The organism is Methanovulcanius yangii (assembly GCF_018687785.1).
Lineage (GTDB): Archaea > Halobacteriota > Methanomicrobia > Methanomicrobiales > Methanomicrobiaceae > Methanovulcanius > Methanovulcanius yangii.
This window is the reverse complement of sequence record NZ_LTBL01000001.1, coordinates 1916774-1936415: the sequence shown is the minus strand read 5'-3', so window position 1 is coordinate 1936415 and position 19642 is coordinate 1916774. Positions and strand designations below refer to the sequence as shown.

At 63.3% G+C, this 19642-nt stretch carries 26 protein-coding genes; 18 read left to right on the top strand and 8 right to left on the bottom strand.

Annotated features, from left to right (window positions below; translation table 11 throughout):
- Positions 1 to 31: 31 nt before the first annotated feature.
- Positions 32 to 391, bottom strand: a complete 360-nt coding sequence (locus AZH53_RS09715) for a winged helix-turn-helix transcriptional regulator (RefSeq protein WP_319643320.1) — start codon at positions 389 to 391, stop codon at positions 32 to 34.
- Between the two features lie 85 nt (positions 392 to 476).
- Between AZH53_RS09715 and hcp the strand changes: the two genes are divergently transcribed.
- Positions 477 to 2096: a hydroxylamine reductase gene (gene hcp / locus AZH53_RS09710; RefSeq protein WP_319643319.1), complete on the top strand. Its 1620-nt coding sequence runs from the start codon at positions 477 to 479 to the stop codon at positions 2094 to 2096.
- 97 nt (positions 2097 to 2193) lie between these two features.
- Here the strand turns inward: hcp and AZH53_RS09705 are convergent, their stop codons facing one another.
- Complete coding sequence (locus tag AZH53_RS09705; RefSeq protein WP_319643318.1) at positions 2194 to 2973, bottom strand: winged helix-turn-helix transcriptional regulator; 780 nt, start codon at positions 2971 to 2973, stop codon at positions 2194 to 2196.
- A 199-nt stretch (positions 2974 to 3172) separates the two neighbouring features.
- On the opposite strand from AZH53_RS09705, the gene AZH53_RS09700 reads away from it, so the two are divergent.
- From AZH53_RS09700 to AZH53_RS09685, 4 genes are all read left to right on the top strand, one after another.
- Positions 3173 to 5206, top strand: a complete 2034-nt coding sequence (locus tag AZH53_RS09700) for a TolB-like translocation protein (RefSeq protein WP_319643317.1) — start codon at positions 3173 to 3175, stop codon at positions 5204 to 5206.
- A complete protein-coding gene (locus AZH53_RS09695) occupies positions 5203 to 6537 on the top strand; it encodes a TolB family protein (RefSeq protein ID WP_319643316.1) in 1335 nt (444 codons plus the stop codon). Before AZH53_RS09700 ends, AZH53_RS09695 begins: the two co-directional genes overlap by 4 nt.
- A 164-nt stretch (positions 6538 to 6701) precedes the next feature.
- Entirely contained in the window at positions 6702 to 7907 is a 1206-nt protein-coding gene (locus AZH53_RS09690; protein ID WP_319643315.1) for a PQQ-binding-like beta-propeller repeat protein, read from the top strand.
- 157 nt (positions 7908 to 8064) lie between these two features.
- Entirely contained in the window at positions 8065 to 8937 is an 873-nt protein-coding gene (locus tag AZH53_RS09685) for an Mrp/NBP35 family ATP-binding protein (RefSeq protein WP_319643314.1), read from the top strand.
- 57 nt (positions 8938 to 8994) lie between these two features.
- Here the strand turns inward: AZH53_RS09685 and AZH53_RS09680 are convergent, their stop codons facing one another.
- The 3 genes from AZH53_RS09680 to AZH53_RS09670 form a co-directional block, all read right to left on the bottom strand.
- Positions 8995 to 9666, bottom strand: coding sequence for a CAP domain-containing protein (locus AZH53_RS09680; protein WP_319643313.1), 672 nt, complete (start codon positions 9664 to 9666; stop codon positions 8995 to 8997).
- A gap of 155 nt (positions 9667 to 9821) precedes the next feature.
- Positions 9822 to 10625 (bottom strand): hypothetical protein, encoded by an 804-nt coding sequence (locus AZH53_RS09675; protein ID WP_319643312.1) that lies wholly within the window; start codon positions 10623 to 10625, stop codon positions 9822 to 9824.
- Between the two features lie 5 nt (positions 10626 to 10630).
- The gene (locus AZH53_RS09670; protein WP_319643311.1) at positions 10631 to 10834 is read right to left on the bottom strand and encodes a hypothetical protein; all 204 of its coding nucleotides are present in this window, start codon (positions 10832 to 10834) and stop codon (positions 10631 to 10633) included.
- Between AZH53_RS09670 and AZH53_RS09665 the strand changes: the two genes are divergently transcribed.
- Together AZH53_RS09665 and AZH53_RS09660 are read left to right on the top strand one after the other, a co-directional pair.
- Positions 10815 to 11636, top strand: a complete 822-nt coding sequence (locus tag AZH53_RS09665) for a pyrroline-5-carboxylate reductase family protein (protein ID WP_319643310.1) — start codon at positions 10815 to 10817, stop codon at positions 11634 to 11636. The two genes, AZH53_RS09670 and AZH53_RS09665, sit on opposite strands and share 20 nt — an antisense overlap.
- Before the next feature lie 58 nt (positions 11637 to 11694).
- Positions 11695 to 12318: a trimeric intracellular cation channel family protein gene (locus tag AZH53_RS09660; protein ID WP_319643309.1), complete on the top strand. Its 624-nt coding sequence runs from the start codon at positions 11695 to 11697 to the stop codon at positions 12316 to 12318.
- A gap of 160 nt (positions 12319 to 12478) precedes the next feature.
- On the opposite strand, the gene AZH53_RS09655 is transcribed toward AZH53_RS09660, so the two are convergent.
- Positions 12479 to 12844, bottom strand: a complete 366-nt coding sequence (locus AZH53_RS09655) for a putative zinc-binding protein (RefSeq protein ID WP_319643308.1) — start codon at positions 12842 to 12844, stop codon at positions 12479 to 12481.
- A complete protein-coding gene (locus AZH53_RS09650) occupies positions 12841 to 13221 on the bottom strand; it encodes an ArsR/SmtB family transcription factor (protein ID WP_319643307.1) in 381 nt (126 codons plus the stop codon). Before AZH53_RS09650 ends, AZH53_RS09655 begins: the two co-directional genes overlap by 4 nt.
- A 206-nt stretch (positions 13222 to 13427) precedes the next feature.
- On the opposite strand from AZH53_RS09650, the gene AZH53_RS09645 reads away from it, so the two are divergent.
- The 10 genes from AZH53_RS09645 to AZH53_RS09600 all read left to right on the top strand — a co-directional run bounded on the left by AZH53_RS09645 (position 13428) and on the right by AZH53_RS09600 (position 18717).
- On the top strand, positions 13428 to 14501 hold the full coding sequence (locus AZH53_RS09645; RefSeq protein ID WP_319643306.1) for a permease: 1074 nt from the start codon (positions 13428 to 13430) through the stop codon (positions 14499 to 14501).
- 8 nt (positions 14502 to 14509) lie between these two features.
- The gene (locus tag AZH53_RS09640; RefSeq protein ID WP_319643305.1) at positions 14510 to 14770 is read left to right on the top strand and encodes a hypothetical protein; all 261 of its coding nucleotides are present in this window, start codon (positions 14510 to 14512) and stop codon (positions 14768 to 14770) included.
- A complete protein-coding gene (locus AZH53_RS09635) occupies positions 14767 to 15006 on the top strand; it encodes a thioredoxin family protein (protein ID WP_319643304.1) in 240 nt (79 codons plus the stop codon). The genes AZH53_RS09640 and AZH53_RS09635 overlap by 4 nt, the downstream gene beginning before the upstream one ends.
- 2 nt (positions 15007 to 15008) lie before the next feature.
- Positions 15009 to 15482: a putative zinc-binding protein gene (locus AZH53_RS09630; protein WP_319643303.1), complete on the top strand. Its 474-nt coding sequence runs from the start codon at positions 15009 to 15011 to the stop codon at positions 15480 to 15482.
- 24 nt (positions 15483 to 15506) lie between these two features.
- Entirely contained in the window at positions 15507 to 15893 is a 387-nt protein-coding gene (locus AZH53_RS09625; protein ID WP_319643302.1) for a DUF2703 domain-containing protein, read from the top strand.
- Positions 15890 to 16969 carry an ACR3 family arsenite efflux transporter gene (arsB, locus tag AZH53_RS09620; protein WP_319643301.1) on the top strand — a complete coding sequence of 360 codons (1080 nt, stop codon included), beginning with the start codon at positions 15890 to 15892 and terminating at the stop codon, positions 16967 to 16969. Before AZH53_RS09625 ends, arsB begins: the two co-directional genes overlap by 4 nt.
- On the top strand, positions 16966 to 17139 hold the full coding sequence (locus AZH53_RS09615) for a hypothetical protein (protein ID WP_319643300.1): 174 nt from the start codon (positions 16966 to 16968) through the stop codon (positions 17137 to 17139). The genes arsB and AZH53_RS09615 overlap by 4 nt, the downstream gene beginning before the upstream one ends.
- A gap of 5 nt (positions 17140 to 17144) precedes the next feature.
- Positions 17145 to 17306, top strand: a complete 162-nt coding sequence (locus tag AZH53_RS09610; RefSeq protein WP_319643299.1) for a hypothetical protein — start codon at positions 17145 to 17147, stop codon at positions 17304 to 17306.
- A gap of 167 nt (positions 17307 to 17473) precedes the next feature.
- On the top strand, positions 17474 to 18004 hold the full coding sequence (locus tag AZH53_RS09605; protein WP_319643298.1) for a nitrophenyl compound nitroreductase subunit ArsF family protein: 531 nt from the start codon (positions 17474 to 17476) through the stop codon (positions 18002 to 18004).
- Complete coding sequence (locus AZH53_RS09600; protein WP_319643297.1) at positions 18001 to 18717, top strand: aromatic aminobenezylarsenical efflux permease ArsG family transporter; 717 nt, start codon at positions 18001 to 18003, stop codon at positions 18715 to 18717. The genes AZH53_RS09605 and AZH53_RS09600 overlap by 4 nt, the downstream gene beginning before the upstream one ends.
- 75 nt (positions 18718 to 18792) lie before the next feature.
- On the opposite strand, the gene AZH53_RS09595 is transcribed toward AZH53_RS09600, so the two are convergent.
- A complete protein-coding gene (locus AZH53_RS09595) occupies positions 18793 to 19161 on the bottom strand; it encodes an ArsR/SmtB family transcription factor (protein WP_319643296.1) in 369 nt (122 codons plus the stop codon).
- Between the two features lie 231 nt (positions 19162 to 19392).
- Here AZH53_RS09595 and AZH53_RS09590 point away from each other — a divergent pair, with 231 nt between their 5' ends.
- Positions 19393 to 19545, top strand: a complete 153-nt coding sequence (locus AZH53_RS09590) for a hypothetical protein (protein ID WP_319643673.1) — start codon at positions 19393 to 19395, stop codon at positions 19543 to 19545.
- Positions 19546 to 19642 lie beyond the last annotated feature (97 nt).

Below are 19642 nucleotides of genomic sequence, written 5' to 3'. Positions count from 1 at the left end.
ATTCATCCGTGGGGCAATCCACCTTTAGCCCCTACAGCACACAATCCCGGCAGTCCTGGCTCCCGCAGGCGATGTTGTCGACTTTCCACTTCAGCGCCCACCGCTTGATGTCTTTTATCACGTCGATGATCTCGAGGCCCGATTCCGTCAGCCGGTACTCCGCCTTCACGGGAAAGCTCGAGGCATCGACCGTCTTCGTGATCAGTCCCTCGTCCTCGAGCTCGCGGAGGCGGGCCGAGAGGATCTTCGGGGTGATGTCCCCAAGGGCGTCTCTCAGCTCCGAGAACCGCCGGTTGTAGTCCTCGCCCTTGTAGAGCTCGAGGAGAATGAGGAGCGTCCACTTCTTCGCCAGATACTTCACGGTCAGGTTGACCGTGCACCCTTCCTGCATGGTATACTCATGGAAACTCTTCCCTACTTATATCTTAGTATCAATTTACTATTTGGTATCATAAAGATACAAAGGAGACACCACGATGTTCTGTTACCAGTGCGAAGAAGCAGCAAACAACACCGGATGCACCAAACGGGGCGTCTGCGGCAAGGACGAGACGACGGCGGCCTACCAGGATGTGCTCATCCACCTCTGCAAGGGGCTTTCCGTCCGAAACCTCGCGGCCATGGAGACGGGACAGGAGAACCCCGATGCGGGCCTCTTTATCGCAGAATCCCTCTTTGCAACGCTCACGAACGTGAACTTCGATGTCGCCCGGCTCGGGGCGATGATCGACCGCGCCGTCCGGATGCGTGACGCCCTGCCCCCCGCAGGCGACGGCGAACCGGACGCCTGCACCTGGACCCCCGCGGGAGAGGCATCCATCCTCGCAAAGGCGGCGACGGTCGGCGTCCTTGCAACGGCAAACGAGGACGTCCGCTCGCTCCGCGAGCTCCTCGTCTACGGCCTCAAGGGCCTCGGCGCCTACTACACCCACGCCGAGGTGCTCGGCTCGACCGACCCCGCAATCCTCGCCTTCATGCAGCGGGCGCTCGCCTCCACCCTCGAGGACCTCCCCGTCGATACGATGGTCGGCCTCGTCCTCGAGTGCGGGAAGGTGGGCGTCGACATGCTCGCCCTCCTCGATGCGGCGAACACCGGCGCCTACGGGACGCCCGCGATCACCCCCGTCGCCACCCTCCCCGGCACCCGGCCCGGGATCCTGATCACCGGCCACGACCTCAAGGACCTCGCCGGGCTCCTCGACCAGTCGATGGACGCAGGGATTGACGTCTACACCCACGGCGAGATGCTCCCGGCCCACGCCTACCCCGGCCTGAACACGTACCCCCACCTCGTGGGGAACTACGGCGGCTCGTGGCCCCACCAGCGAACGGAGTTCGAGCGCTTCAACGGCCCCATCGTCGTCACGACGAACTGCCTCGTTCCCCCGAAGGAGACCTACGCGGGCCGCGTCTTTACGACCGGCGTCACCGGCTTCCCCGGCCTCGCCCACATCCCCGCACAGACGGACGGGACGAAGGACTTTGCCACGGTCATCGCGATGGCGAAGACCTGCCCGGCACCCGAGCCCCTCCCCGAAGCCGGCCGCGAGCTCCTCACCGGCGCCGGCCATGACGCCGTCCTCTCCCTTGCGGACACGGTGGTGGGCGCGGTGAAGGCCGGCGACATCCGCCGCTTCGTCGTGATGGCCGGCTGCGACGGCCGCCACCCCGAACGCGACTACTACACCCGGTTCGCGGAGGCGCTCCCGCACGACACCGTCATCCTCACGGCGGGGTGCGCGAAGTACCGCTACAACCGCCTCGACCTCGGTGACATCGGCGGCATCCCCCGCGTCCTCGACGCGGGGCAGTGCAACGACTGCTACTCCCTCGTCGTCATCGCCCTCGCGCTTGCAGACGCCTTCGGCGTCGGGGTGAACGACCTGCCCATCTCGTACAACATCGCATGGTACGAACAGAAGGCGGTCCTCGTCCTCCTCTCCCTCCTCCACCTCGGCGTCACCAATATTACCCTCGGACCCCGCCTCCCCGCCTTCGTCTCCCCCGGCGTCCTGAACGTTCTCGTAGAGAATTTCGGCATCCGCGGCATCACCACCGTGGAAAAGGACATGGCCCTCCTCGTCCCCGAGGCGTGAACACCCTCTCATCTTTTTTCCGGGCCGCCACCGTCACCTCTGCGAGCGGAGGGTGATCATGCGTCGATCCCATGTGTCGAACAGATACCACGAAATCTCAGTTCGAGGCTTCGGCCCGGCAACAGTGAGCACGTTCCTGCATGTACGTATCGAGGAGAGCCGCAGCGTCGGGCGTCAGGCGGTACCTGGTCTTCCCGCCCGCCCGTTCGGCGACGATGACGCCGCTGCCGTTCAGGCGGGACAGGTGCCAGGACACCGACGTCGGGGCCACCCCCATCCGGTGGGCAATCTCCAAGCGCGTCGCCCCACGGCACATGGCAAGAAACCTGCAGATTTCACCTGCAGGGCCCTCCCGGATGTGGGAGAGGATCCGTTTTTCCTCCAGCGAATACGTGCCGTTGTTTTCAAAATAGGTCGTAGTGCCACCATCCCTTAGTTCCGAAATCTTGCCCTCCCGCAGAAGGATATGGAGATGGTAGTGCAGGGTACCGCGGTTGATGGCGGTCTGCCTGACAATAGTCGAAAACGATGTTCCAGGGTGCTCCCGGATATATCCGTACACCTTTGCACGGAGCGGGTGGGACAATACCCCCTCGAGTGCCACCCGTCGAAATCCGAGGCCGAACCATCCCCCCAGTGCGTAGAGAAGATATGCCGGTTGGCCTGCCAGCGGACAGACCGCACACAATCCATAGAGGGCGAGGGCCATTGGAGCAACCTCCCACCACGATACGGCAGAGGATGTCATGACGTCCCCTCCGGGGGAAAGGGCGTCCCACGGCTCCACGGAATACAGACCGGCCGCCGCGGCCGGGGCGGCGCTGCCGAGAACGAGAACCACTGCCACCATTGCGGTCCGGAGCGTACCAGCCGTCACCTCTGCCACCTGAGTGAGAGTATGGAACCGGACCACTAAAAATGATCTGTGACAATCTTCGTCCCTTTCGCGGCTTTTCGAGCGGCACCGTGCCCGGCCTGCGGCCGCCCTCCCTGTTGAGTCGGCGATTCTCACAGAAAGCGTATAAGCACGCAATAGAGATGAAACAGATATGCCTGCAAAGTTGAACCGGCATAAGATGCCGGTACGGAAGAACGCCCGCTCCTATGGTGCATGCTGCGCATTGGTCGCACTGTGCCTCTGTGCGGCAGTTATCCCCGCTGCCGCACTGACCGCACAGGTGTCCCAGCCCATCCTTCCCAAGGGAGTCCCCCTCTCGATCACCGGGCAGACGGACTTTCCCGGAGTCGCCGTATGGATCATCGGCAAGAACTATTACGAACGCCAGGCCTTCACCACAAAAAACGACGCCTTTACGGAAGAATTACTCTCGGCGGAAACAACGCGCGAGCTTGCAAGCGGCCAGTATTTCCTGATCATAGAGGATACCGGCCCCGACGCGAAATTTGCCCTCGATACCGCCGAAGATGGCGATCAAACGATGGTCTGGTACCAGGGTATGCCCCTTTTTGCCCTCGACGATCCCGACACCATCTACTCGGACACCGCAATGGCGCTCTCCGAAGCGCTGGACCGTCCCGAGATCGACGATGCGTCGATGAAGATGGTGTTTCTCGTGGAAGAGCCGTGGATAAGGATTGATCAAACTCCCACCGGCCACCCGGGCGACCTCCTGCGGTTCTCGGGGTCCACCAACCTGCCGGCGGGCCGCGTGATCCCCTTTTCCATCTACCTCGCTTCTGCCAATCCCCCCGGGGACGATGACGTCGCGGCATCGGGAACCATCGAGGTCGTGAAGGGCGGGTCCCACAACTACTGGTATGTCGATGTCGATACGGGCGACCTCGACAGCGAGACGTACGTCCTGACCCTCGATGCCGGCTCCGGCTTCTGCACTGCCACCACGACGTTTCTTCTCTGCGACAACCGGTTTACCCTGCCGCCGACCCCCGGAATCACCGTCGTCCCACTCCAGGAGGGGCCGGAGGAGGTATCCAGCCAGCCGGCCGAACCGGAGCCGGTTCCCGCCAAAACCACGACGTATGCAACGATTCCCACCACCGACGACCTCATCTATACGACCGACGACGCGGTGATATGGTGTTCGGCCATCGACGGCGAGTATGTCACCTGGGCCGAGAAAACTGAGGACGACGAGACGAACATCTACCTGTATCACATTCCGACCGGGACCACCCGTACGATCATCGAGGGCGCCCGGTACCACACCTTCACGATGGACATCTCGGGCGATCATATCGCGTGGAGAATTCTTCGGACCGACGAGCGCACGGTGTCCGATGGGATCGGGCTCTACACCATCTCGAACGGCCGTGTCGAGGAGATCCCCTTCAAGTACCACATCGGCGGGATTGCCATGGACGGGGACCTGATCGCCTTTTCTGGGGTGGACTGGTCGGCCGCCGATGGCGATGACAGCCGGATATTCAGGAGCATATTCCTCCATTCCATCTCGACGGGGACGACAGAGGTGCTCTACCGGCAATCCGGCCACCAGATCGAACCGGCGATAGGGGGCGGATATGTCGCGTGGCGAACGACGGAGGACGGGGCCCACGATACGATCACCATATACTCGCTCGCGGATGCCACCCATATCACCCTCACGCCCCCCGACGGTGCGCACTACGCGGCACCCGCGGTGGGCGGGGGACGGGCGGTGGCGCTCCTCCATTACCTGAACTTTGAAACACCCGGGCCCTACAAGACGGAGGTCGTGACAACGACCCTTCCCGGCATGGAGACGACGACCCTCCCTCTCCCGGAGACGCCCGAACGTGCACGCCCGCAGACGGGCGGCGCATGGATCGTCTGGGAGGAAGGCGATGGGAACTCTTCCGGCCGGATCATGGTCTACGATATACAACAGGGCACGCTACTCGGACAAATCACGCCATCCGGCTGGAATCTGGACCTCGACGACAATCACCTCATCTTCACCAACGGCGATGAATTACGGGGCATCAGCAGTCTCTGGCTCACCACATTCACCGGAGAACAGCCCTCGCCCGGTGAAACGGCGGCACAGAGCGGAACGAATGTCCTCGCCGACGCCCTCCTGATCGGATTCGGCGTCGTGATCGCGGGCATTGCGGCGGCGGCGGTGCTCTGGAAGAGGGAGAGCAGGTGAAGCGGGAACGTTTCTTCGCGCTCGTCGCAGCCGTCTCGGTCGTCCTTGCAGGAACCGGGGCGGCGATGCCCTTTGCAGACGAGGGGCCGTTCCTCGTCGCACAGCCGGATGCCATCGTGGGCACGCCGGCGGCGGGTGGGGACCGCATCCTGTGGATCGAACTTGCCACCGTACCCGAGTTTGCACTTTTTGGCGATCGCGCCATCCATGCCTACAACACCACCTCGGGGACCGCGACCCTCATCCGATCCCGTGCGGCCAATGCCCGTTCCCCCGATATCGACGGGGACCTCGCGGTATGGGAGGAGGAGCGGGGGACCACGACCGATATCGTCCTCTACAACTTCCGCACGGGAACGGTCTCGGCACTCCACACCGCCGCCCTCCAGCACAATCCCCGAGTAAGCGGAAGCCGCATCGTCTGGGAGGAGGGGTTCGACGGCGAACGCGGCATCCGGATGTATGATATGACGACGGGCAGCCTGTATGGCCTTTCCACCGGGAAGAACGACTGTTTTGCCCCCGATATCGACGGGACCACCGTTGTCTGGGTCGAACAATCCGATCGTGATGCCTACGCGATCGTCTCGGCGGACCTGGTGTCCGGACGGCGGGATGTCCTCGGCGTACCCTCCGTCCCGGTCTCTCCCCGCATCGATGGAGGAAGGACGGTATGGGAGGATGAGGGGTTGATCCAGCTCGCATCGACCGAAGACGGGGTGACCACCCTCACCAGGGAACCGGCACCGCGTTCCGGCGCGATCATCGGGGAAGCTATCGTTGCATGGTCGGAGGAAGGCAGGATTATATGCCACGATCTCTCGGACGGGCAGACGACCCGGACCGGAAAACGGCAGGCCTCGACGAAACCGGCGATCCTGGACGACGGGATCGCATGGGTGGATGAGGGCAACGGCGGAGTGCTCTCCATCCGGTATCAGCCGTTTGCATCCCCGCATCCGGGCGGGCTGCAGGTGGAACCTGCCGCGGTGGTCACGCCGGTGTCGATGGGAACACAGGGCGGCCGGATACGGGAGGGAGAGTGCGCATGGTACGCCCTTGACGTCTCCCCCGGCACCACCGGCATCTCATTGGACTTTTCGTGGGAGATTGTGGATGAATCGCTCTCGTGCACGCTGATCGGTCCCGGTGGAGCGGTGTTCCGGTTCACCGACAGCGACGACGAGGCAATGGACGCAAGGATACGGGTCTCCGTCACATCTCCAGCAGGAATCATCCCCGGCAGGTGGTACTGCGCCGTATCCGGCGAGTCGGTCAGGGAGGATGTCTCCTATGCCATCGTATGGTACGAATCCGCGACCGGACGGTAACCCTACCGCGGTGATCTGCCGGCGATCGCTTGAGCGATTGGATTCATGCGGGAGGATTCCATCCCCATATTTCTTACAACCGGATACGCCGGAAGAGGTGAGTATCCACGACTATACTCCAAAATAAGATATTTTTATATTTATACAAATGAGAGTGAAATATTATGCCAGCCCATCAGTCCCATCTCACGCCGTCGCCGAAGACCGCGGCATACGCAGTCATCATCGTCCTTCTCGTATTCACCCTGCTCTTCACCGCCGGGTGTTCCGATGTGGGGCATAAACCGCTCACCTTTACGATCTGGGTCCTGAAGATCGATGCAGACGGGAACGAGCAGTGGACCGCGACGATTGACGGCGACCCGAACGGGCAGGGAAATGATATGATCCAGACCGTGGACGGCGGGTACGCCATCGTGGGGAGCGGGACGGGGCCGGCGAGACCGCCGGGCACCATGACCACGGCCGACGGCGGGCACGTCGTCGTGGGGGGGAACTATGGACTCATCCGCATCGTCACACTTGGCGCGGGGGGAGAAGCGGGATTGGATCTCAAAACCAACACCTCCCCGGACTCCGGGTATACCCTTGTCGAGGCGCCGGGCGGGGGATATGTCGTCACCACGCGGTTGGGATGCCTGAAGCGGATTGATGAGAGCGGAACCGTCCTCTGGAGCACGGACCTCGGCGAAGAGAGCGACGAGTGGGCGTGGAGAGTGGTCAGGGCACCGGACGGCGGGTACGCCGCAGCGGGGACCAACCGGTCCGTCGGGCTTGACGACGAGGGAACAGTCCTCTGGGAGACGTCATATGCACCGGACCGGAGCGCCGATACGATCATCGCGGCACCCGCGGGAGGCTTTGTCACCGCCGGGACCTGCGATGGAGGCGTGTGGGTCTCCCGGCTCGATGCCGACGGAGACGAGGTATGGGACCGGACGGTGGCGACCGCACAGCCCGCCCGCCTCTATATCATCCGCCTCTCCCCCGACGGCACGTACGACCTGATCTATGGCACCACGCAGGAAATTGAGGTGAATTACCGGGAGTACGAGTGGATCACGGAGACGACCGAAGTCTCCCTCTCCGCGGACGGCGACGTCACCGGGGAACGGCCGGTGGAGGTCTCCACGATCATCACCACGACCGGGGACGGCGGGTATGTCTATTGCGGGTACGCCAACCCCCAGTACAACGATCTCCGTTCACATGAGTATCCCGGCTCTCCCCTCAGGGTCGTCAGGCTCGACAGCGCCGGGGCGGTCGTCTGGGACACCACATTCAAGATCGGGGAGCACCGGCCCGTCACCTCGATCATCCGGACGGCCGACGGCGGGTTCGCGCTCTTCGGGGCGGACCTTGACTTCTGAATGCGTCGTGGCACGGTCGCACCACCCATACGCTGAAGGGCCGGGCCCTCCAATCGCCACCTGATTCCACCCCCCTTGGTGCAGGGGGGACGGAGAATCCCCTTCCCTTTTTTTTATCGCCCAAATCTTTATCCTCTCCACCCCCGAGGAAGGGCATATGCCCGAAACTACTCCCGCATCCGCCCCCGCACCCCACGCACCGCAGCACGCCCCACCCGACCGGGTCGACATCCCCGTCCGGCACGTCGTCCTCGTCCTCTCCGGCAAGGGGGGCGTCGGCAAGACGACCGTCGCTGCAAACCTCGCCTTCGCATTCGCGAACCACGGCTTTGCCACCGGCCTCCTCGACCTCGACATTCACGGCCCGGACATCCCGGAGATCCTCGGCCTCGAGGGGCGCCACATGACCTCGTACGACGAGCGCCACATCCAGCCGGTGGCGGTGACCGGCAACCTCGCGGTCGTCTCGATCGCCTTTCTCCTCCCGGAGGAGTCGAGCGCCGTCATCTGGCGGGGGCCGATGAAGGCGGCCGTGATCCGGCAGTTTCTCGAGGACGTCGAGTGGGGCGAGCTCGACTACCTCGTCGTCGACCTCCCGCCGGGGACCGGGGACGAGGCGCTCACCGTCGCCCAGCTCGCCCCGAACATCGCCGGGGCTGTGATCGTCACCACCCCGCAGGACGTCGCCGTCCTCGACATCAAAAAGGCGATCACCTTCGCCCGGACGATCGACCTCCCCGTGATCGGCATCGTCGAGAACATGAGCGGCATGGTCTGCCCCCACTGCGGGGGGGCGATCGATCTCTTCGGCTCCGGCGGGGGAAAACGGGCTGCAGCGGAGATGGGCGTCCCCTTCCTCGGCGCCATTCCCGTCGACCCCGAAATCCGCAAGGCGGCCGACGAGGGGCGCCCCTACCTCATCCGCGGCCCCGGCACCGACCCGGACGACCCGACACGGAAAACGGTCGAAGCGGTGATGGAGGAGATCCTCCGGGTGATCAAGGCGAGCGAGGCACCGGGAAAAGAATAGAGGGAGGCCCCCCCTTTGGCACCTCCCGGGAACAATCCACAAAAATCCTGTTTTCGCCTACCAGAAGTTCTGCGTCGCGATGTACGACGTCCCGTCATACGCGACCCCGACGCCGATGCGGTCGTAGCCGGGTGCGAGGATGTTCTCGCGGTGGCCGGGACTTGCCATCCACATCGCAACCATCGCCTCTGCAACGGCCTTTGCGTCCTCGTCCACGAAGCCGACGTCCGCGACGTTGCCCGTCGGCATCATCCCGATGTTTTCCGCGATGCCGGTCGCAATCCGGCCCCCGCCGAGGTGCTTGATCACCGGGTACTCCAGCCGGACTGCACGGGCCGTCGGGTCCTCCCCCTGAAGATTGATGTGGCTGAAGTAGCCGTGTGCCGCCATGTCCCCGCTGTGCGACCGGGCGACGGCGGCGAGCTCCGCGTCCCACTGGAGGGGGGCGAGGCCTGCGTCCGCCCGCTCCACGTTCGTTGCGAGGACGATGTACTGCTCGACGGCGGCAGTCGACACCGGCGGTGCCCCCGGTCCCGTACCGATGGAGGGCGTGACGGACGGGACAGGCTCCCCGGAGGACGGCCCGCCCGGGAGGAACCCATCCATATGTCCTGTCAAAAGAAGAACCCCGCCGGCGATACAGAGAAGAAGAATGAGGATGAGAAGCACCGCCCAGCCGGGAACGGGGCCCTTTTCCATCATCCGCCGCCTTCCCTTCATCTTCGTCATGTGTCGCACCCCCCTCGTTTCGATCGGCACCGGCCACGGTGAACCCCGTCGTTGTTCGATGATACTCCGGCGTCCGTCATCTAATACTTATGGCACCATGCAGGAGGTGTGCACGGCGGAAAGATGCGGCGGGAGGGGGGAGAACAGGCCATCCCTCACCGGTTGCCGAACGCGATCAGCGGCCGCAGACGGTCTGCACACGCCGCAATCTCGCCTGCGAGCGTCTCCTCATCCATCCGGATGACCGCACCGAGGGGGATCACATAATAGAACCGCAGCGCGAGAAACGCGTCCGGGTCGGGGGCCATCTGCGCCGCCGGCCCCTCGTAGAAGGAGCGGTAGTACTCGGTCCCGTCCGTCCCGTACCGGGGGTCGATCTCCATCGTCACAAGCCCCTTTCGAATCGCCTTGGCAAAGCCCGACCGGAACCGTTCGATCTGTCCGGTGAGGGCCGCGGCCGTCGTCTGTTCCCGCACGTACTTGACGACCAGCTGGAAGAAGTACTCGTCCCACCCGTACGGGTGCAGCGGGATCTTCGTATAGAGCCGGGAGGTGAACCGGACATCGGGGGGAAGGGCGGCGATGCAGGCGTCGAACCCCGCCGGGTCTGCGGCCATGTTGCGCTCGAACCGGGCCACGGAGGTCGGGTACTCGGTGTTTGCGAGGATATGGATGCCGTGCCTGCCGATGAAGATGTTCAGAAAGGTGGCAAGCTCCTCCTCCGGGGCATCGAAGAAGGCAAGGTGGACGTACTCGAAGTCGCGCCGGTCATATCCCACCCGTGATGTGCGGGAGCCGAGGGTGTCCTTCAGGGTCCGGTGGAGGGGGCGGACCTTCTCCGCGATGAAGTCCTCGAAGTGCTGCTCATACTGGTCCCGCTCCCTCGGGTGCCGGACGACGAAGTGGGTAAACCAGTCGAAGTCGTCGAGCGTGAAGTATCCTCCCTCCTGTCCCGTCATATTCCTCAGATTTCGGCATGCCAGTACATGTAGGTATGCCTGAAGGAATCTGCCATGTCCCCCGACATGCCCGCCGCCTCCCGCCCCGGTCGTCCCGGCTTCGGCCCGTCTTCCGGGATCCTGCACCCGGAAGGGCCATATGATTTTTCTGCCTCTCCGTCAATGGATATCCACTTACTGGAGACGGCAATGACAAGGATTGGCATCATCGGCACCGGGAGCATGGGACGCATGCTCGCCCACACGTTCATCGACCGGGGCGTCGCCACGCCCGCAGACATCATCGCATCGAGCCGGAGCGAGGGGCCCCTCGCGGCCCTTGCGGCGGCAACCGGCATCACGGCGGCGGCGGACAACCGGGAGGCGGCACGGGGGGCGGACGTCCTCTTCCTCTGCGTCAAACCCCTTCAGGTCCGCGATGTCATGGCGGAGATCGCCCCCGTCTGCACCCCGGCACAGCTCGTCGTCTCGGTTGCGGCCGATGTCTCCCTCGCATGCCTTGCCGCATGGACGCCCGCACGGGTCGCCCGGGCGATTCCCACCATCACCTCGTGGTGCGGCCGCGGCATCACCCTCCTCGCCTTCGGGGATACGGCGACGGAGGCGGACCGGGAACGTCTGACGGGACTGTTTGGGGCGATCAGCCGGCCGTATGTCACGACGGAGGAGCGGACGGGCGCCCTCACCGACCTCACCAGCTGCGGCCCGGCCTTCATTGCCGCCGTCGCGGAGGAGTGGGCGGCCGCCGCATCGCGGAGGACGGGTATCGACCGGAAGGCAGCGGAGGAGATGGTCCGCGAGACCCTCATCGGCACCGCGCTCGCCCTCGATCGCGAGGGGATGACCTGCGCCGCCCTCATCCATGAGGTGGCGACGCCCGCGGGCATCACGCGGGAAGGGGTCGACGTCCTTGCAGAGGAGATGCCGGATGTCTGGGACGCCGTCCATGCCGCGACCGGCGCCCGCCACCGCACCCTCCGAAACGAGGTCGAACGGAGGCATCCACCCTGAATTTCCGGCGCCCCCCGCCGATCCTCTTTTGAGTCCGCGCGCCCACTTCAGATACAACATGATCGAAATCCCCGCCCTTGCGATGATCATCGGCGTCGCCGCCTTTGCGATCACCGGCGTCATTGCCGGTGCCCGGCAGGACGCAAATATCTTCACCGTCGTCATCCTCGGTGTCGTCACGGCAGTGGGCGGCGGGACGGTCCGGGACGTGCTCCTCGAGGTGCCGATCTTCTGGACGGAGGCGTTCACCCTCATCTGGGTCGCCATCGCAGCCTCATGCATCGCGTTTTTCTTTGCGAAGCATGTGATCACCCGGCTTGCACGGACGTTTCTCTACGCCGATGCGATAGGAGTCGCCTTCTTTACCATCGCCGCCATCGACAAGACCCTCCTCCTTGGCCACACAGCGACGGTCGCGGTGACGATGGGTTTTGTCACCGCCTGCATGGGCGGTGTCGTCCGTGACCTTTTAACCGGCACCCCCCCGCTCATCATCGCCTCCGAGGACCTCTTCGTCACGCCTGCCGTCGTGGGCGGCGTCCTCTACGCCGTCCTCCTGAAGACGATGCCCGCCTATGTCGACATATGGGCGATCGTCGCCATCGGCTTCATCATCGCCTTTCGGATCTATGCCATCCGGACGAGCCTCCAGTACCCGTCGAAGCTGCGGATGCACTTCTAGGGGCCGCAGGGTTCCGCAGCGCCACCCGCATGACACCGGGGCGGCTGCCGGAGTGGATGCCCCCTTCCCGGGGAGAGGAGGGAATATGCCCCATATCGTACGTACGGAGGGGAAAAACAGAATATTGCAGGATATCGGGGACACCGGACCTTGAGGGTATCTATTCCCGCAGCAGCCGGGCCATCTCACGGGCCAGCCGGTCGATATCGGCAAAGGACGGTTCGTCCATTCCCGCCTTTACGATGCCGCAGTCGGTTGCGATGAGGTGGATATCGATATCGAGGCCGTGCAGGGTGACTTTATTGGCGGCACAGCAGTCGCCGCAGCCGTCGACAACGAACACCCGGCACCCCTGAGAGCGGCGGGCGACAGCCGGGGAGAACCCCTCCGGTGAGAGGGCGGGGATATGCTCCTCGACCTCGCCCGGCTTTCTCTGGCAAAGGAGCGCCGCCGCCCGCGTCGTGCACTTCCCCGTGTTCGAGATGCCCGAGCAGGTGACGAGGACGACCGGGTCGTCCCCCGTCATCGGCTCCTCCCGTATGCGCCGGCCTTCCGGGTAAGGTCGAGACAGAACCGCCCGTAGTCGGTCAGCTCGTAGACGATGAAGGTGCCCTTTGCCGTACCCGCGATCATCCCGCCCTCCTGCAGCAGCCGCAGGTGGTACGAGAGCTTCGACTTGGCGACGCCGAGCACTTCGCGGATGATACAGGCGCACAGCGGCCGGATGCCGAGCATCGCGAGGATGCGCAGGCGGTATTCATCGGCGCAGAGACGATGGAAGTCCCGCTGGAGAGCGGTCGTCTCCTCATCCGGCAGGAGGGCGACGAGGCCCTCCACTCCACCGATATCGAGAATGTCCGCCAGCGCCTCCGGCGGTATGTCAGAACAGCATGCAGGTTTCATAGGCATAAGACGGCGGGGCTACGCCGACTGTCGGGAAGGAGATGCCCGCCCGGCGCTGCCACCGTATTGTTCAAGAAAATTTGAATTAATATTATATAGGTATACCGCCCATTGTTGTTCAACAAAATTTGAACAATGAATGCCGCAGGCATTCCCGGGGACCATCACATGCATTTCACCTGCCAACACACCATGGAGAACCAGTCATGATCGACCTTCTTATCGGATCGCTCCTGATGGGCTGGGAGACCCTCGCGGGCTACCTCGCCGAACACGTCCTCACCTGCCTGGTACCGGCGTTCTTCATCGCGGGCGCCATTGCGGCGTTTATAAAAAAGGACGCAATCCTGAAGTACTTCAGTCCGGACGCAAAGAAGAGCGTCGCCTACGGCCTCGCCTCGGTCTCGGGGACGGTGCTCGCCGTCTGCTCCTGCACGATCCTGCCGATGTTCGCCGGGCTCTTCAAGCGGGGCAGCGGCATCGGGCCTGCCACGACCTTCCTGTACGCCGGCCCCGCGATCAACATCCTTGCGATCGTCTACACCGCAAAGGTGCTCGGCTTCGACCTCGGCCTCGCACGGGCCCTCTTCGCGATCGTCCTTGCGATCGTCATCGGCCTTATCATGGCGGCCCTCTTCCGGTCGCACGACACCGACACGCAGAAGAAGATGGCCGCGATGCCGCAGGTGCCCGCCGGCGGCGGGACGGAACGCCCCCGCTGGGTCGTCCCGGCCTTCTTCGTCATGCTCATAGGCATCCTGATCGCGGGCACCGCACAGGCCGACTGGCTGATCAAGTTCCCCGTCATCTACGCCCTCACCCTCGGGACGGCGTACCTCCTCATCTACTTCTTCGAGCGGGATGAGGTGACCGAGTGGGGCTGGGAGACCTGGGATCTCACGAAGAAGATCTTCCCCATCCTGATCGTGGGAACCTTCCTCCTCGGCATGCTCGCCTACTTCCTCCCGCCGGAGACCTTCGCCCCCTACTTCGGGACGAACTCGCTTGCATCGACCCTGCTCGCCTCGCTCGTCGGGACGATCCTGTACATGCCGACACTCCTCGAGGTGCCGGTGATAGGGACGACGTTCGGCTACACCTCCGGCGTGATGGCCGGCGGGCCGGCGCTCGCCCTCCTCCTCTCGGGCCCCTCGGTGAGCCTGCCCTCGCTCCTCGTCATATCGAGGGTCATGGGGCCGAAGAAGACCATCGTCTATGCACTGCTCGTAGTCGTCTTCTCGGGCCTCGCGGGATTTGCCTACGGCATGATCATCGGGTGAGACAGAGTATGACAGAACGACCACAACCGTGCTGCGCCGCCGAGGCGATGCGGCGGATCACAAAGATCGAGGTGGGCGGCGGCGTCGTCGGCCTCGCCATGCTGGATGACGCCATCGACGAGGTGCGGGAGATGCACCTTGCCGGCGCCGACCGTATAGCGGGCGAAATCCTCAAAATCGTAAAAATCCACAACTATGTCCCGGGCCCGGCCGAAGCGGCATACCGAACGGCACTGCTCCGGGAATACGAGAACAAGGTGACACCATGAAGATAGAAGTACTTGGAACCGGATGCATGAAATGCAAACGCCTGGCAAAGAACGTCGACGTCGCGGTCGCAGAACTCGGCATATCCGCAGAGGTCGAGAAGGTGGAGGATATCACCGCCATCATGGACCGCGGCGTGATGCTCACCCCGGCGCTGATGGTCGACGGGGAACTGAAGGTCTCCGGCCGCGTGGCGGACGTAAAGGAGATCAAGGAGATCCTGCAGGGGGCGAACTGAAGGTGGCGGACCAACCGGTCTGCACCTGCACCTGCGGGCGAAGCGAGGAGCGGCGGATCATCTTCCCGTGTGCCGGGCAGGCGAACACCGGCCAGATCACGAACCTCGCGGCGATTCAGCTGACCGAAGAGGGGTTCGGGAGCATCGCCTGCGTCGCCCTCCTTGCGACCGGGGCCGAAGGGATTCTCGCCAATGCAACGAATGCCGATGAGGTCGTCGTCCTCGACGGCTGCCCGATGCTCTGCGCAAAAAAGATCGCAGAGGCGCAGGGCGTCCCGGTGGGGCAGCACCTCGTCGTTACCGACCTCGGCATCGCCAAAGGGTCCTCGCGGTCTTACACCGACGATGATGTGGAGGCGGTCGTTGCGGCAGTCTGGGAAGGGAAGGGGAAAGTCGAAACGAAGACTCCCCCCGAAGGGAACAAGCAGGGGAAGAGCGGCACCGGCTGTGGCTGCGGCTGCGGCGGGGGCTGCTGAACGGAGGAGGAGGAGGAGAAGAAGGTGTCCGGCACCCTTGTCGTTGAATGGCGGCACATCGGCGAGAGCGTCGATGGGACGTGCGTGCGGTGTGCGGCGACCGGTCGCACCCTTGCAGAGGTCGTCGACGCCATCCGCCCGGCGCTCTCGGCCCGTCGTGTCCGGGTGCGGGTGGTGGAGACGGTGCTCCCGGACGAGCGGATTGCTGAATCGAACATGATCCTCTTCAACGGCGTGCCGCTCGAAGACCTCATCGACGAGGCGCGGGTGGAGATGACCCCGTGTGCCTCCTGCTCCTGCATCACCGGGACCGACGCCATCTGCCGGGCGATCGTCTGCGGGGGGGAGACCCATGAGGAAATACCCGCGGATCTCATCCTGAAGGCCGCCCTGAAGGTCGTGGAGCCATGACCGAACGCCGCCTCTCCACCTTCGAGAAATATCTCACCGTGTGGGTGGCGCTCTGCATCGTTGCGGGCATCGCGCTCGGGCGGGCCGCCCCCGGCCTCGCGGTCGCCCTTGACTCGCTCTCTGTCTATCAGGTCTCGATCCCGATCGCGATCGCCCTCTTCTTCATGATGTACCCCATCATGGTAAAGATCGATTTTGCCGAGGTGCTGCGGGCGGCCCGCACCCCGAAACCGGTCGCCCTCACCCTCTTCATCAACTGGGCCGTCAAGCCCTTCACGATGTACATCCTCGCGACCGTCTTCCTCGGGTACGTCTTCGTCGGCTTCATCCCGGGCACCGAGGTGCTCGCCGACGGGAGCACCGTCGAACTCTGGCGAAGCTACGTTTCCGGGTGCATCCTTCTGGGCATCGCCCCCTGCACCGCGATGGTCCTGATGTGGAGTTATCTCGCGAAGGGCAACGACGGCCTCACGCTCATCATGGTGGCGGTCAACTCCCTCCTCATGCTCGTCCTCTACGCCCCGCTGGGGAGCTTCCTTCTTGGGGTGAACGCGATGCCGATTCCCTGGCAGACGATCCTCCTCTCAGTCGCCGTGTATGTCGCCCTCCCGCTCGCCGCCGGGTACGTCACCCGGAGATGGATCATCGCCCGGAAGGGCCGGGCATGGTTCGAGACCCGGTTTTTGAACGTTCTTACACCGGTCTCGATCACAGCGCTCCTCGGCACCCTCGTCCTCCTCTTCACCTTCAAGGGGGATGTCATCGTCGAAAACCCCCTCACCATCCTCTGGATAGCAATTCCGCTCTTTCTCCAGACGGTGCTCATCTTCACCCTCGGGTATTTCGTTCTCGCCCGCCGGCTCGGGCTGCCGTACCGTGACGCGGCCCCTGCAGGAATGATCGGGGCCTCGAACCACTTCGAGGTGGCGATCGCCACCGCGACCATCCTCTTCGGGCTGGGGTCGGGGGCGGCGCTGGCGACGGTCGTGGGCGTCCTCATCGAGGTGCCGGTGATGCTGATGCTGGTCAAAATCTGCCTGCGAACGCAGGGTATGTTTCGGAGTGAACCGGTATGAAGATGCAATCAATGCTTGTCCCGCTGGAGATCCATGGTGCGGCGGCTGCAATGGCGCCTGCCGTGGAGGAGATCGCCCGCCTTGATGTCGATGAGGCCGACCTTCTGTACGTGATCAATATCCGTGATACCGCCGCGTATCCCGGTGTCCGTGCCCATGACAGGGAGTGATGGATATGGGGCGAAGATGCCCCGGGAACTGTGGGAGTGCGGTGGTGCGGGTGCGGCTATCGCCCGTAATTTCCGGAATGGTGGCACTCCCGGTCCAGCCGATGCGGGGATGGAAGGGGGCCGACCCGGGCCAGCGGCGCATCCTGTCCTGTACTTCTGCCGAATGAACAGAATCCCTGAAACCAACGAAGCCGGGGTACCGGGCGTAAAAAAGACAATGACCGATATTTCCTGTAAGGTGTGGGGGGTATCCGGAGAAAGGTATATATCCGGCCCCTCTCCATGTTCATCATTTCAAATCAAATCGTAATAGTCATGCGATAGAGGTGCCCCGATGAAAACAGAAGACCCATACCTGCATACGGCTTCCCGCAAGCGGCGGTGGGCGGCCTGCATCATACCCCGACGAACTATCCTGCCGTTCATTGCACTGTCAGTGGTCCTGGCCTGCGCTGCCGTCTTTGCCGGATGTGTCGCGGCACCCTCCGGGGAGGATGTTACGACGGCAACAAGCAATGTCACCACGGTCGAGGTCATCCACTTCACCACACCGAACCAGTGCTACTCCTGCGTCGTGCTCGGCGACTATGCCGAAGAGACCGTCAGGACACACTTTGCCGACGAAATAGCCTCCGGAAAGATGAGCTTCGAGCACGTCAGCATCGCCGATCCGGCACAGCAGGATATCGTCGAGCGCTATGGCGCGACCGGGTCGTCCCTCTGGATTGGCGTCTATGACGACGAGGGGCGGTTCTTCCCGGAGGAGGATCTCCGGGTGTGGTACAAACTGAACGACAAACCCGGATTCTCGGCATACCTGAAGACGCTCCTTGAGATGCGCCTCCGGGGAGACCTCACGCGATGAGCCTGATGGGGTTCATGGAGACGATGGGGACGAGCAGCATCCCCCTCGTCGCCGCATTCTTCATCGGGCTGATGATGGGGCTCTCCCCCTGCCCTCTCGCAACGAACATGGCCGCGATCGGTTACCTCTCCCGCCGGCTCGGAAACCCCGTACAGACGCTCATCGCCGGGTCGCTCTATTGCGCTGGGAGGATGGTCGTCTACGTCGGGCTTGCGGCCCTGATCGTCGTGTTCGGGTTGAACATTCAGGCGGTCGCGCTCTTCCTGCAGACATGGGGCGAGGTGCTGATCGGCCCGCTGCTGATTGTGGTCGGCATCGTGATGATCGATCTTGTCCCCCTGAGCTTTGGATACGGCGGCAGCAGCAGGCTTGCCGCCATCAAGGAACGGCTCGCCGAACAGGGCATGGCGGGGAGTTTTTTTCTCGGCGTGCTCTTCGCGCTGAGCTTCTGCCCGTTCTCGGCGGTCCTCTTCTTTGCGATGCTCGTCCCGCTGGCTCTCCGGAGCGGCGATCCACTGGGTGTCCCGACGGTCTTTGCCATGGCAACAGCCCTGCCGGTGATTGCGTTCTCGCTGATCATTGTGACGGGAGTAGCGAAGGTTGGAACCGCGATGAAGTCGGCGGAGACATTCGAGTACTGGATGCGCCGGATCGTCGGCGTGCTCTTCATCGGGATCGGAATCCAACTCCTCGTGGCACTGGTGGCCGGATGAGGTTTGCCTGAGCCTGAACCCGTCGTCCTCCCCACTGCACCGTGCAGCGACACATTTGATCCCCTCCACGTCAGGTCAGGTGCGGGGCGCCGCCCACCGCTCGCCCTCATCCGTAAGATGATAGATGATCCAGTTCCCCTGCTGCTCCCCCCGGATCAGCCCTGCCTTCTTCAGCACCGACAGGTGGTAGGAAAGTTTTGAGTCAGCGATCCCGAGCACCTCCTTGATGACGCAGACGCAGAGGGGCTGGACGGCAAGCATGGAGATGGTCTTCATCCGAAGGGGGTCCGCAAGCGCCCGGTGGACGCTGCACTCCGCCTCCAGCCCGGCATCGTCGGGCAGACGGGAAGTCAGTCCCTCGATCCCGCCGCATTGGGTAAGCGACGCCTCGATCTGCTCGGGGAGTGCCATGTATTCATCCCTGCACATATCGTTCTCTTCCATCGGATCGCCCCATTCCGGTTCAACATAATATGAAATACCCACCCATATATAAGGGCGGGAACCACCACGGCCTGCACCCGGAAACTTATGGTTGTATTCTGGGATTGTTGCCTCCTGCATAACGTAGGCCTCCTCATCTATTTCAAAATTAGATGAAATAGCAATCTATATGCTACAGTGTCGCCAACAAGAATTTCAAAAATATTTGAAACATCAACGGTAGTGATGAGATTGGCAGAAAAAGACACAGAAGAGAAAAAAGGCGGCTTTCTCTCCAGGCTGCGTTCGATGGGCAAACAGGACTGCGGGTGCGGCTGCTGCGGTGGCATGAAGATCGTCCCGAAAGAGAAGAGCCCGGACGATGAGGATTCCGAACAGAAATGAACACCGAAACTTCCGGGACCGGGAAGAGCGGCACCCCGGAGGGGGAGAGGAAGGCAATCTTCCCCTGCATCTGCCCCGATGAGATCAGGGAAGGGGG

Coding starts and splice junctions, on each gene's coding strand:
- AZH53_RS09715 (WP_319643320.1), bottom strand. CDS start 391: ATGCAGGAAGGGTGCACGGTCAACCTGACCGTGAAGTATCTGGCGAAG.
- hcp (WP_319643319.1), top strand. CDS start 477: ATGTTCTGTTACCAGTGCGAAGAAGCAGCAAACAACACCGGATGCACC.
- AZH53_RS09700 (WP_319643317.1), top strand. CDS start 3,173: ATGCCGGTACGGAAGAACGCCCGCTCCTATGGTGCATGCTGCGCATTG.
- AZH53_RS09690 (WP_319643315.1), top strand. CDS start 6,702: ATGCCAGCCCATCAGTCCCATCTCACGCCGTCGCCGAAGACCGCGGCA.
- AZH53_RS09685 (WP_319643314.1), top strand. CDS start 8,065: ATGCCCGAAACTACTCCCGCATCCGCCCCCGCACCCCACGCACCGCAG.
- AZH53_RS09680 (WP_319643313.1), bottom strand. CDS start 9,666: ATGACGAAGATGAAGGGAAGGCGGCGGATGATGGAAAAGGGCCCCGTT.
- AZH53_RS09675 (WP_319643312.1), bottom strand. CDS start 10,625: ATGACGGGACAGGAGGGAGGATACTTCACGCTCGACGACTTCGACTGG.
- AZH53_RS09665 (WP_319643310.1), top strand. CDS start 10,815: ATGACAAGGATTGGCATCATCGGCACCGGGAGCATGGGACGCATGCTC.
- AZH53_RS09670 (WP_319643311.1), bottom strand. CDS start 10,834: ATGATGCCAATCCTTGTCATTGCCGTCTCCAGTAAGTGGATATCCATT.
- AZH53_RS09660 (WP_319643309.1), top strand. CDS start 11,695: ATGATCGAAATCCCCGCCCTTGCGATGATCATCGGCGTCGCCGCCTTT.
- AZH53_RS09655 (WP_319643308.1), bottom strand. CDS start 12,844: ATGACGGGGGACGACCCGGTCGTCCTCGTCACCTGCTCGGGCATCTCG.
- AZH53_RS09650 (WP_319643307.1), bottom strand. CDS start 13,221: ATGAAACCTGCATGCTGTTCTGACATACCGCCGGAGGCGCTGGCGGAC.
- AZH53_RS09645 (WP_319643306.1), top strand. CDS start 13,428: ATGATCGACCTTCTTATCGGATCGCTCCTGATGGGCTGGGAGACCCTC.
- AZH53_RS09640 (WP_319643305.1), top strand. CDS start 14,510: ATGACAGAACGACCACAACCGTGCTGCGCCGCCGAGGCGATGCGGCGG.
- AZH53_RS09635 (WP_319643304.1), top strand. CDS start 14,767: ATGAAGATAGAAGTACTTGGAACCGGATGCATGAAATGCAAACGCCTG.
- arsB (WP_319643301.1), top strand. CDS start 15,890: ATGACCGAACGCCGCCTCTCCACCTTCGAGAAATATCTCACCGTGTGG.
- AZH53_RS09615 (WP_319643300.1), top strand. CDS start 16,966: ATGAAGATGCAATCAATGCTTGTCCCGCTGGAGATCCATGGTGCGGCG.
- AZH53_RS09610 (WP_319643299.1), top strand. CDS start 17,145: ATGGGGCGAAGATGCCCCGGGAACTGTGGGAGTGCGGTGGTGCGGGTG.
- AZH53_RS09605 (WP_319643298.1), top strand. CDS start 17,474: ATGAAAACAGAAGACCCATACCTGCATACGGCTTCCCGCAAGCGGCGG.
- AZH53_RS09600 (WP_319643297.1), top strand. CDS start 18,001: ATGAGCCTGATGGGGTTCATGGAGACGATGGGGACGAGCAGCATCCCC.
- AZH53_RS09595 (WP_319643296.1), bottom strand. CDS start 19,161: ATGGAAGAGAACGATATGTGCAGGGATGAATACATGGCACTCCCCGAG.